The 11,054-nt window shown below is 62.7% G+C and carries 9 protein-coding genes; 5 read left to right on the top strand and 4 right to left on the bottom strand.

Features of this window, described 5'->3' with window-relative positions; all coding sequences use genetic code 11:
- The first annotated feature begins 74 nt into the window (after positions 1–74).
- The 3 genes from I41_RS16215 (at position 75) to I41_RS16225 (ending at position 3,827) form a co-directional block, all read left to right on the top strand.
- A complete protein-coding gene (locus I41_RS16215; RefSeq protein ID WP_145433968.1) occupies positions 75–1,238 on the top strand; it encodes a lactonase family protein in 1,164 nt (387 codons plus the stop codon).
- Between the two features lie 301 nt (positions 1,239–1,539).
- Positions 1,540–2,706: a C40 family peptidase gene (locus I41_RS16220; protein ID WP_168206951.1), complete on the top strand. Its 1,167-nt coding sequence runs from the start codon at positions 1,540–1,542 to the stop codon at positions 2,704–2,706.
- Positions 2,707–2,819: 113 nt separating this feature from the next.
- Positions 2,820–3,827 (top strand): N-acetylmuramoyl-L-alanine amidase, encoded by a 1,008-nt coding sequence (locus tag I41_RS16225; RefSeq protein WP_145433970.1) that lies wholly within the window; start codon positions 2,820–2,822, stop codon positions 3,825–3,827.
- An 841-nt stretch (positions 3,828–4,668) separates the two neighbouring features.
- On the opposite strand, the gene I41_RS28310 is transcribed toward I41_RS16225, so the two are convergent.
- The gene (locus I41_RS28310; protein ID WP_210421230.1) at positions 4,669–5,109 is read right to left on the bottom strand and encodes a recombinase family protein; all 441 of its coding nucleotides are present in this window, start codon (positions 5,107–5,109) and stop codon (positions 4,669–4,671) included.
- Between the two features lie 119 nt (positions 5,110–5,228).
- Between I41_RS28310 and I41_RS16235 the strand changes: the two genes are divergently transcribed.
- Positions 5,229–5,708, top strand: a complete 480-nt coding sequence (locus tag I41_RS16235) for a COG3415 family protein (protein WP_145431511.1) — start codon at positions 5,229–5,231, stop codon at positions 5,706–5,708.
- Positions 5,709–5,803: 95 nt separating this feature from the next.
- Here I41_RS16235 and I41_RS16240 read toward each other — a convergent pair whose 3' ends face one another.
- The gene (locus I41_RS16240) at positions 5,804–6,406 is read right to left on the bottom strand and encodes a hypothetical protein (protein WP_145433971.1); all 603 of its coding nucleotides are present in this window, start codon (positions 6,404–6,406) and stop codon (positions 5,804–5,806) included.
- Positions 6,407–6,995: 589 nt separating this feature from the next.
- Between I41_RS16240 and I41_RS27325 the strand changes: the two genes are divergently transcribed.
- Complete coding sequence (locus I41_RS27325) at positions 6,996–7,145, top strand: hypothetical protein (RefSeq protein WP_168206952.1); 150 nt, start codon at positions 6,996–6,998, stop codon at positions 7,143–7,145.
- Positions 7,146–7,444: 299 nt separating this feature from the next.
- Here I41_RS27325 and I41_RS16245 read toward each other — a convergent pair whose 3' ends face one another.
- Positions 7,445–9,520 carry a right-handed parallel beta-helix repeat-containing protein gene (locus I41_RS16245; protein ID WP_168206953.1) on the bottom strand — a complete coding sequence of 692 codons (2,076 nt, stop codon included), beginning with the start codon at positions 9,518–9,520 and terminating at the stop codon, positions 7,445–7,447.
- 13 nt (positions 9,521–9,533) lie between these two features.
- A complete protein-coding gene (dacB, locus tag I41_RS16250) occupies positions 9,534–10,973 on the bottom strand; it encodes a D-alanyl-D-alanine carboxypeptidase/D-alanyl-D-alanine endopeptidase (protein WP_145433973.1) in 1,440 nt (479 codons plus the stop codon).
- Positions 10,974–11,054: the final 81 nt, after the last annotated feature.

The raw sequence follows: 11,054 nt of genomic DNA on the forward strand, positions 1-11,054 counted from the left end.
CAGCGGCAAGTTGATGAGGTTTGCCAGTTCACGCCGCGTCTCTGCGGCTGGGTTTATTCGAAGGATCATGCCTGATGTCTTTCCACGCTTTGATTGGCCGTTATTTCGCGCTGGCGCTGCTCGCCGTCCTGCCAGCCGGCACGCTCCTTGGCGCCGATCCTGCAACCGCGCTGCGGATTTACATCGGCACCTATACCGGATCCAGCGGGAGCCAGGGCATTTACCAAGCCGAGTTGAACGTCGCCGACGGCGCGTTGAAACTGGTTGGTCTGGCGGGCGAGGCCAAGAACCCATCCTTCATTGCGCTCCCGCCCAGCGCCAAGTTCCTGTACGCCGTCAGCGAAGTTGACGACTATGACGACTCGCGCGGCGGCGCTCTCTCGGCGTTTGCCGTCGACGCTGCTACCGGCAACCTTGAGTTGCTCAACCATCAGTCCTCTGGCGGCGCCGGTCCTTGCTTCGTCTCGCTCGATAAGTCAGGCAAGCATGCCCTGGTTGCCAACTACGGCGGCGGCAGCGTCGCGGTCCTGCCGATCGACGCCGCCGGCAAGCTCCAGCCCGCGAGTTGCTTCATCCAGCAAGAAGGATCCGGCCCCGACAAGTCGCGCCAGGAGGGGCCTCATGCGCACTGCATCAAGCTCGACGCCGCGAATCGGTTCGCCCTGGCGTGCGACCTCGGGGCCGACAAGGTCTTCATCTATCGCTTCGATCCGGCTTCCGGCAAACTCACAGTGGCCGACCAACCGTGGATGGAGACCGAACCCGCCGCCGGCCCGCGTCATCTCGCGTTCCACCCCAGCGGCAAATGGGTGTACGTCGTCAACGAACTCAACAGCACCCTCACCGCCGCCGCCTACGACGGCGAAGCCGGCACGCTGAAGCGGCTGCAGAGCCTCAGCACGATTCCTGCCGGCGGCGTCCCGGGGAACTCCGGCGCCGAAGTGGTCGCCCATCCCAACGGCAAGTTCGTCTACAGCTCGAACCGCGGCGACAACTCGATCGCAATGTTCGCCATCGACCGGCAAACCGGCAAACTTACTTCGCTTGGCCAACATCCCGTCGGCGGGAAAACGCCGCGCAACTTCAATATCGATCCGAGCGGTAAGTTTCTTCTAGCCGCAGCGCAAGATTCGGATCGAATTGTCGTCCACGCGATCGATCAGGCGACCGGCAAGCTGACGCAGACCGAGCACTCGATCGACGTGCCGATGCCAGTCTGCATCAAGTTCGCGCCGTGAAGCGTTGGTAACGCATGAAGGTGTCGGGAGCCTTTCGCCACTGGCGAGTTTACTTCCATTGGTGCGATTCCAGTGGCAAAAGGCTCCCGACACCTTCGCGTTCACCTCACATTCACGGTATCGCGCACCGCGCTGTCGCGCCAACGCAAACCTCGTGCGATCGGCCCTCTGCGCCGCTTCGTAACGCTGTCCACTCGCCATCAGGTTGAGTAAGCTCGACCAGAGGGAAGCCCACAGGTTTCTCTCGCGAGCCGCTCCCTTGATGGGAGGGGTCGTCATCGACACGCAGCGAGGTAGAGACATGCATCGGTTCGCATTGGCGACGTTCTCCGTTTTCTTTGTCATCGCTAACTCTCTCCACGCTCAAGAAGCACCGCCGATCGATCGTCCCGTCGACAAGGCCGTCATCGAGCGCCTCGCCAAGCAGGCCGAGCCTGACCTCCAAGGTCGCCAAAGCCACCTTCGCCAGTACGTCGATTCCTTCCGCTTCAACTCGGCGAACGACGTGCGACTCTGCGTCTACGACGTGACCGCCGAACCCGCCGGCGCCAAAGGCGTTCGCCTCACCGGTTTCGTCGAGTTCCCTGAAACGCGCACCGCCCTCGAAGCCTACTTCCACAAGCTTGGCTTCGCCCCCGTTGAAAACAAACTCGAAACGCTCCCGGCCCAGTCGCTCGGCGAGAAGCGTTTCGGCTTCATCAAGTCGGCACACAGCCTTTCTTATGCCGAGCCGGCCGAGCAGGAAATCGTCACCGATTGTCTCCTCGGCGAGTCGCTGTTTCTGTTGCGACGCGAAAACGACCACTACCTTGTGCACAACGGCGACGGCTACCTCGGCTTCGTCGCCGCCAAAGACATCCTGCCAGTCGATGAAGTTGAGTTCGCCAAGTACCTCGCAGGCCCGCGGGTCAGCGTCCGGAAGGACCAGCCCGCAGCCGACGGCCGCGCGATTCTCGCCGCGAGCCGACTCAAATACCTCCGCACCGACGGCGACCACCATGTCGCCCAACTTCCCACCGGTGAAGAGGTGAACGTCCCCGCCGCCGAAAGCGATCTCCGCGACACGCCCGCTGAAAAGCTCGACGTCGTCTGCACGAATGCCAAGCAACTTCTCGGCACCAAGTACCTCTGGGGCGGCAAAACGTCCAGCGGCGTCGATTGCTCCGGCCTCGTGCAGATCGCCTACGGCAACGCTGGCGTCCGGCTCCCGCGCGATTCGACCCAGCAGATCCACATGGGGCAACTCACCGGCACGCGCTGGTCGCGGGCCGCGATGCGCCGCGGCGACACGCTCTACTTCATCAACCCGCAAGGCAAGATCAGCCATACCGGCCTCTACCTCGGCGACGATCAGTTCATTCACGCCGTCTCGCCGGTGGTGCGGATCAATAGCTTCAATCCCGCAGACAAAAACTACGACCAAGCCCGCCACGCCTCCTTTGCCTTTGCTCGGCGGTTGTGGGAATAGACGCCGCTCACCACTTCGGACTGGTCGCTTAAGCGACCAGTCCAATGTGGTCTCCGTCCTTAACTCGCCCCATTCCTCCGATTCTTCAATCGTTAGACACCTGAGACAAACCAATGCGATTCCTCGGTCGCCGAACCTTTGTTCTGCTCGCTCTGTTCTCATTGACCGCCTCCGCTCGCGCCGCTGAAGTCGGCGAACCGCTGGAGCGTAGCGGCGACGAGATTATGGTCTGTGGCCAACTCTTTCACACCACGGTTCCGGTGGTGCTCTGGACCGACGCCGGGGGTTATGACGCGTACCGCACCGACCGACGTTTTGGGCCGATTGAAAAGGCCTCGTGGGAGGAGACGGTGAAAGAACTCCCCGACATGGCCCCCAACGGCCCGTCGCGCTACGGGCTCCGCACCGACGGGCTCGACGCCGTCCAGATCGAACAAGTCCGCGGCGGCGGCTGGCCACTGCCGATGTTGCAGAACGTCGTCGACCAGTTCGTCCTTCATTACGACGTCTGCCCCGTGAGCCAGACCTGCTTCAAGGTGCTCCACGATCACCGCAACCTGAGCGTCCACTTCATGCTCGACGTCGACGGCACGATCTACCAGACGCTCGACCTGAAGGACCGGGCCCGCCATGCCACGATCTCGAACGCCCGTTCCATCGGCATCGAAATCGCCAACATGGGCGCCTACGGCGTGAAGAACAAAGACGCGCTGATGAAATGGTACGAAGCCCACGACGGCGGCGAGATTCGCCTCCGTCCGTTGCACCCCTACGATGAGCTCGGCGTTCGCACCAAAGGCTTCGTCGGCCGCCCGGCGCGCAATGAACTGATCGTCGGCGAGATCCAAGGGCAGGAGCTCGCCCAGTACGACTTTACGCCCGAGCAGTACGAGTCGCTGATCAAGCTGACCGCGACACTCTGCAAGGTCTTCCCGAAGATCAAGTGCGACTACCCGAAAGACGCCGACGGCAAACTGATCCCGAAGAAGCTGAGCGACGAGGATTGGAAGGCGTACCAAGGGGTGATGGGCCACTACCACGTCCAGTTGAATAAGACCGACCCGGGGCCGGCGTTCGATTGGGAAAAAGTCATCGGCGGCGCGCAGCAGCTAATGAAGTGAGCGAAGCTCGCGCCGCACGGCAGCCCCTGGCTCCGCCAGGGGGTCGGTTACCATGCCGGTAGTCGTCGCCCCGCGGTGCGAGAGCCGGGGGCTGCAAACGCTACAGCGAGCTGTCGGTGGCGAAGGATTCGATTGTCAAAGAACGATTGCGGGTTGGCTGTTCAGCCTTCGCCCGCGAAAAGGGCTATTTTTTTGCAAGTCGGCCAAGATGGCCGTGTGGGCCAAGTCGGCCAAGTTGTTTTTTCGCCAGCTCGAGCGTGGCGGATTTGTCGACATGGTGGCGGCGCGGGCTTGGCCAATTCTGTCGCGGGGGATTCATTCTGTCGCGTGACGCATTGTGTCGCATATTGCATTTTTGGAGACAATGCCGAAGTCGTTGAGCGGCTTGGAGTTGCCGTGTCGTTGCCAATGCTGCGAGGCGACGCCAGGCGGCATGGGGCGTCGTTTGATCGAGGCGTCAGTCGGTGCGTGATGCGATGGCCTCCGTTCATAACGCTCTCTTTTTGCAGCGCTGATCGGGACAGCTACCGTTACGTGATTGCGAGCGCACAGGCTGCGGGCTGACCTCTGCTGCTACGGACGGACCACGCCGAGCGCGCAGCGGCGCCGCACTAAATGAACATACGATCACCATAGCGTGAGGAGTGGCCATTTTCTAGATGGCAGTTTGTAGATTCTTCAAATCGGCGGTTGACCCGGGTTGGCGTAAGCGCCTACCAGGAGGCAGGGCCGCGGCAGGCAGTCGGGCCGGAAGCGCCGTCGGAGTGAGTTTAAGGCGCCTGGAAGAGATTTGCCTTTTGCGAGTGCGCCGCCCCGGTAGCCGCTTGGGCGGCAACCGGGGCTAGACGAGCTTCACGAACGATTGCACTTCTTCATCGGGATCAAGTTGCACTTCTCCCGCAGCGCTGCGGACGTAGCCGATCGGCGCCTTCGTCACCAGTTCGCCGCGACGCGCCTTCTGCAAGGCGCCTTGGAGCATTCGTTGCTTGATGACGTGGAGCTCGGCCTCCGACATCGTGCCCTTGAGCCCCAGCAGCAGACGATCGTTGTAGCTGGCAGGATCGTACATGCCGTCCAGGTCGGCGATCAAGGTGCGGAACAGCGCGCAGAGTTCAAGCAGCTGATACCAGTCTTTGCAGCTTCGCGCTAGTGCTCTGTCACAACTTGATTTTCGGGTGGAGGGATTTGAGTTTACCGCGGGCGTTTTTGACTTTCGTCGCCAATCGACGCCGCGTCGGGTGATGTTGACGTCGGTCGACCAGGCTCCCAGTTCGGATTGCAGCTTGGCCCGTGCGCCAAACCGGCGGACTGATACCGATCCGAAGTAAGAGCAGCGCGCCGTCTATTGCGCGCCCCATTCTACCCATCAAGCTAGAGCGACTAACCCGAAAGGAGGTCGCGATGGAGGTGGAGCCCCGACCGACGTTGGACGACCTGAAGCAACTTGAACGCGCCGAAAAGGACGCCCGAGCGTCGAAGCGTTTGCGGGAGGTCATCCTGGCGACGGAAGGATGGACGGCCTCCGCGATGGCGATGGGCTTGTCTGGGCGGGTTTGCCAAGAATGGGTCTATCGCTTCAATGAAAACGGCCTGGCGGGGCTGGAGGATCATCGCGGCCGACAGCCGAGTTCTCCGCTCACCCCTGACCAAGAACAACCAATTCGTCAGCGGATTGAGGCCGGTCCCACGGCCCAAGATGGAGTGTGCTCGTTGCGGGGCGCCGACGTCAGGCGGTTTCTGCAACACGAGTTGGGATTAATCCGCTGGACGGTCACGCATGATCGTTGGCGATCGATCTCGCCCCGCCCGCTGCCCGTCACTTGGCATTTTTCGGCAAGGAATTCAAGTTCTACCGAGAACCAGCGCACTCCTCGTCGCTGATAGCTAAGCAAAGCCCCCCTTGCTCCTCAGGGGAGGGCAGGGCGGCCGCCAGCGCCAGAGCGAGCGCCCCGGCGCTGGCAGCCCTCCCGCGCGCTCTAGCACGGACTCGGAGCCGCATCTCCCACGAACAGCCGCCAGCTGTCGTGCAGCTCGCGCCGCAGCTGGCTGACTCGTCCGGCGGTCAGCCGACAGAGCTCCGCGACGGCGCTCGTCCGTTCCCCCTGCGCCAGCGCGTGGACCACGCGCTGATCACGACGGGAGAGCGAACCGTACCACTGGCTGAAGTCAATTCGCAGCGCCGCCATCTCCGCGGGACTTGCCCGTCGGTAGTCGCTAAGGGACTGGGCGATCGAGTCGATCGGTTCGGTGCGACAGCCGCGCCGCCGGCATTTCACCGAGCCGACGTCCGCCGCGTTGTCACGGCTTCCGGTCAAGCGCCCGGATCGATAACGCCGCACGCCGTAACGGGCCAACGGCGTGGCGTAGCCGAGCTTCGCTCGACCCGCCTGCGCCAGCCCGGCATAGGCGACCGCAGCCGAAGCGATGACCGTTTGGATCGCCTCTTCGCGTTCTTCGGGGGCCAGTTCACGGAAGGCGATTCGTGCGTAGCGCCGGATCGTCGGCAGCATCTGGACGAACGAGGCTTGCCAGGGGAGGGGAGGGGCGTCATCAGCAGCGACGATTGCTGAGCAGTTCATGGGACGTTCCTTTCCAAAGGGACCGCCCCTGTCGAGGGCGGTCGTGTGAGGTACACAACCGCCCTCGCGACAGGCGAGAGCTCAAAAAGACGGTAAGCAAGCTAGGCAATCGTGAGCGACCAGATGCCTTCGAAGACAACTTTGCGAGAGGTGGATGAGGATTGCTCTGTTTGAAGGTCCGCAGCTCGGCGTCGCGTCGAACCGACTATCCTCGCCGTCGGTGTCAGATGCCACGCGCCGGGGCGTACGCACCGCAGCAAGTCGACAGAGATGTCGAGCGGAGGCCGATGAAGACCTTTACCGTCGCAAGCAGTGTTAACCGATGGGCTGCAATGATTCCTGCCCCGTTTTTGCCGTCGATTTAGCGGCGGCAGAATGCGTTGGCACAGAAGAATCGGGGACTTCTAGCACATCCGGAATTCCCACCCATGCCAGGGGAGGTCGCTGAGGCGCCGCTCGTAAGCCGCAATCCGAACGAGGAGCCTGGTCGACCGACGTCAACACCACCCAGCGCGGCGTCGACTGGCGATGAAAGTCAAAGACGCTCGCGGTAAACTCAAGTCCCTCATCCACTGGCATAACTGCAACAATGCATGGCAGTCTATTACTGGAACGCCGAGATCGTCCGCAAGAGCTGTATCAAGAGAAGCTTCCTGCTGACGTCTTGGAGCAGACGGGCGAGCAAGGAAAAGATAGTCCCGCACGCGAGCCTGCTGGTGACTACCATCCCGCGGTGTAGCGTCGAGCGACTATCGCAGCCACACCACCATCCCCAGCCCCACCGCAACCAGCGTCGTAGCGATGTGCTGTGTGCGGAGGGAGAAACGACAGGGCAAATGACCGAGCCAGGGCGAAGTCGCCGGGCGCCACTGGCATCCTGTCAGTGCGGAAGTGGATACACGGCTTGCCTTTTGAATCGTCGATGAACAACTGAGGATGTGGGCACAGTCCACTTCGTCACTGAAGTGATGGGCGACTCGCTTGGCACTTCTCCCTCGCCGCGGCGAGCGGCACCCGATAAATTTGGGAGCCGCCGCTTCACTTCGCCGCCGCATCCGCTGGCGGGCGCGACGCCCCCAGCTTGCTCCGCTCGAGCCCAATATTCTCCACCGGAATCGCCTTGAAGCCGAGCTTGAACGCCGGCGACGACGGCTGCAGTCGAAAGTCTTCCTTCGCCCGATCGACGAACAGCGGATCGACGTCGACCAAGTTGTCTTCGATCTTCACCGTCGCGTCGGTCAGCCGGTCGGCCAGGTCGAGCCATCTGCCGCCCACCGAAATGTTGCGGGCGATGACGTTTCCCTTTGGCATCACCGGTTCGTCGTCGAGCAGCGTCAGCAGCTCGGGATAGCGATCGCGCCAGGGCGGGTGGCGGTAGTCGACGGCCTGCAAGCGATCGAACAGCGTGTTGTCCGAACCGTCGAAGTACGACTTGGCCCAACCGAGTCCGCGGGCGTCGACGTGGATGCTCGGCGTGCAGTCGACGAAGACGTTGTTCTCGACGCGATTGTCGCGGCCGCCGCCGATCAGCACGGCCCGGCCCGCCTGGAAACAGATGTTGCCGTAGACCGTGGTCCCGCTTGCCCAGTCGTCGAGATAGACGGCCATCACGCCGACGCCGCCGCCGTGCCGGCCGAGGTGATGGAAATAGTTGTAGCGCACCACATTGCCGCGCTGCGTCCAGTTGCGGCCCATGTAGAACGCCCCGACGTCGTCGGTTTCTAAGCAGACGTGGTGAAACTCGTTGAATTCGATGAGATGATCGTTGCCGGAAAGCTGGACGGCGTTGTGAGGCGCGTCGTTGAACAGATTGTGGCGAATGCGATTGCCGACTCCCGAGATCGCCACGGCCGGCGTGTAGGTTCGCTTCCAGCGGGCGTAGTGGTGAATATGGTTGTTCTCGGCCAGATGCTCGCCGGGCGTGAGCGTCGCTAAGTCGCCGCCGTCGAGCGAGATGCCTCCTCCCGCCGTGTTGGAAATATCGCAACCGATGACGGCGTTATTCTTGCCGCCCCGGACGTCGACGGCGATGTCGCCGGTGTTGCGGATCGTGCAGTCGGCGATCTGCACGTCCGTTCCGCCGGCAATCTTTACGGCCGCACCGCGCACCGCTTCCATGATGAACCCCTCGAAACGGACATGCGACGCGTCCGTCAGCGTCGCCAACGTTTCAAGCGCTGAGACCATCGCCCGTCCCTCTTCCAAGGGAGCGGGGGGCCAGAAGTAGAGCGTGCCGGTCTCGCGATCGAGCTGCCACTCGCCCGGCTCGTCGAGCTCGGCCCGCACGTTGAGCGCGTAGTAGCGCGCCGCCGGCAGGTAACCGTAGCCGTGATACGGTTTGGCGAGCCGCACCAGTTGCTGGTCCACGTCGATCGACTCGACCTGTTGGTATTGGTCGCTCCAATCCCAGAACCAGTAGCCGTGGAGCCAGATGTCTTTCTCGCCCCGCCAACGCGACGGCCGATCTCCCTCGTAGTAGAAATTGCCGACCTTGCTGCCGGTGCGACCGTGGCTCGTTTCGGGCACCTCTTTCGTCACGTCGCGGATATTGACGAAGTCGGCGTTCGGCCACCGGGCCAAGCGGGCCGGCTGGTCGTTAAAGAACAGTTCCACGCCGCCGCTGGCGACGTTACCGAATTCGGCGATCCCGAGGGCCTTGAGATTGGCTTGCCACACCTTTCCCCGCGCCGCGGGTGCGAGTCGTTCGAGCACCGCTGGATCGGCGACCAACTGCCAGCCGGTCACTACTTTGCCGCCGACCAGGCGGACTTCCATTTCCGGCGCAGCGCGGTACACGATCGGCGATCCCTCTTCGCCTGAATCTTCCGCGGCGAGTTCGAGCGTCTGGGCCAATTCATAAACGCCGCCCGCCACTTCCACGACGACGCCCCCCGGCGGGAGCGGACCACGGCTTTTGAGCGCTCGAATCGCATCCCGCGCCGCGGCGAGGGTCGCCAAGGGACCGGCGGTTCCCTCGGCATTGGGCTGCACATCTTGGCCGGTCCAGGCGTCGTTGCCGTTGGGGGCGACGTGCAGCGTGACGGCACCCGAGGCGGTGAGCGCAGCGGCGCCGCTCAACAACAGAACCGCTGCAAATTTGAAGAGGGGATGCAATGTGATGCTCCGATTACGGTTGATAGCGCACCAACTCGCGCCACACCTGCTGGCGCAAGTCGAATACCGGTTCATTGTTGCCGATGAACCCGTTCGCCAGCAGCGAGAAGGCGAGGAGGCGGCCGTCGAGGGTGCGGAGGTAACCCGACATTGTCGAGACGCTCGACATGCTGCCCCCTTTCGCGGAGACGCGCGGCGTCTTCGACTGATCTCTAGCGCCGGCCAGCGCCGGCGCGTCGAGCGTTACTTCCGACGTCGGCAGCGACTGAAAGAAGGGCTCGAAGTCGTCGCTTTGCTTCAGATACTGCAGCAGCCGCACCGCGGAGTCGGCGCTGATGAGGTTGTAACGCGAGAGTCCCGAGCCGTCGACGTAGCGGAACGAACCTGGTTCGAGCTTCGCCGTCTCGATGAGCCACGCGCTGATCGCCTTGGCGCCGGCAGGCCAGTCGGGGCGCTCGACGCCGCGGGCCAGGGAGATTTCGTGACTCAGGACTTCGCCGACGGCGTTTTCGCTGACGTGATTGAAGTGCTTCAGCGTCTCGGCGAGCGTCGGCCCTTCGTAAACGATCTCACGCGCTGGCGTTTTATCGCTCGGATTGGCTGATGGCTTGCGCGGCGATGGGGAGAAATTGACGCCTTCGTCGGCCAGCATTTGCGAAAACATGCCGGCGACCCAAGGGCCTGGATCGTGCATCGTCAGTTTGAGATCGGTTGGCTTGTCGAGCTTGCGGTCGCCGCGATACTCGATCGGCTCCGTAAACGGCCGTCGCGTCGCCAGGGCATTACCGGTCGCCCCGTCAGCTCCGACGCTGACCAGTTCCGGAGAACTCGACGGCGGATCCAACTTTGCGTAGACAAATCCCTCGGCGTCGGGCGTCAGCTTCACGGTGAGAACGTTGAAGTCGACCATCAGCGGCGTCACCGACATGTTGTAATACGACGGCTCGTCGTCCCACATCCATCCCGGGCCCTTCAAGCGAGGGGCGTAACGCGAGTTATCGACCACCACCTCGCCGACGATCTGGCGGATGCCGAGTTCGCGGACGACGCGTTTAGCGAGCTCGCGCAAGTCCTTGCTGGTAAGCATCGCATCGCCGCCGCCGATGAGTTTCAGATTGCCGCGGAGGACGCCGTTGTCGATGGGGCCGTCGGCGCGCACGATGGTTTGAAAGCGGTGGTCGGGGCCGAAGGCGTCGAGGGCGCAGGCGGAGGTGTAGATTTTGAGATTCGACGCGGGAACTTGCAGCCGATTGCCGCCGCGATCGTAAAGCGTTTCGCCCGACTCAAGATCAACGACTTTCAGCGTGACGGTGGTTCGCTGGGCCGTGGGATGATCTTCGAGGACGGCGTCGAGGCGTTTCGCGAGCAGCTCCGCATCGAGCGATTCGAAGCCGCAAGCAGACCGCGTCGACGCGGCGAGCAGGCAGAAAGCAAATATCAGCCGGACGACCATGCAAAGTTCCCCATCAAGCGGCGATTAAAGCCCCGGCGTCAGTCGCGACGCCGATCGTGCTCCATTGTATCTGGTCGACCT

Origin of the sequence: Lacipirellula limnantheis (genome assembly GCF_007746075.1) — a bacterium.
Lineage (GTDB): Bacteria > Planctomycetota > Planctomycetia > Pirellulales > Lacipirellulaceae > Lacipirellula > Lacipirellula limnantheis.

What these genes read in the sequence shown, in the direction of transcription:
- I41_RS16215 (WP_145433968.1), top strand. Translation starts at nt 75, where the DNA reads ATGTCTTTCCACGCTTTGATTGGCCGTTATTTCGCGCTGGCGCTGCTC.
- I41_RS16220 (WP_168206951.1), top strand. Translation starts at nt 1,540, where the DNA reads ATGCATCGGTTCGCATTGGCGACGTTCTCCGTTTTCTTTGTCATCGCT.
- I41_RS27325 (WP_168206952.1), top strand. Translation starts at nt 6,996, where the DNA reads ATGCATGGCAGTCTATTACTGGAACGCCGAGATCGTCCGCAAGAGCTG.
- I41_RS16235 (WP_145431511.1), top strand. Translation starts at nt 5,229, where the DNA reads ATGGAGGTGGAGCCCCGACCGACGTTGGACGACCTGAAGCAACTTGAA.
- dacB (WP_145433973.1), bottom strand. Translation starts at nt 10,973, where the DNA reads ATGGTCGTCCGGCTGATATTTGCTTTCTGCCTGCTCGCCGCGTCGACG.
- I41_RS16225 (WP_145433970.1), top strand. Translation starts at nt 2,820, where the DNA reads ATGCGATTCCTCGGTCGCCGAACCTTTGTTCTGCTCGCTCTGTTCTCA.
- I41_RS16240 (WP_145433971.1), bottom strand. Translation starts at nt 6,406, where the DNA reads ATGAACTGCTCAGCAATCGTCGCTGCTGATGACGCCCCTCCCCTCCCC.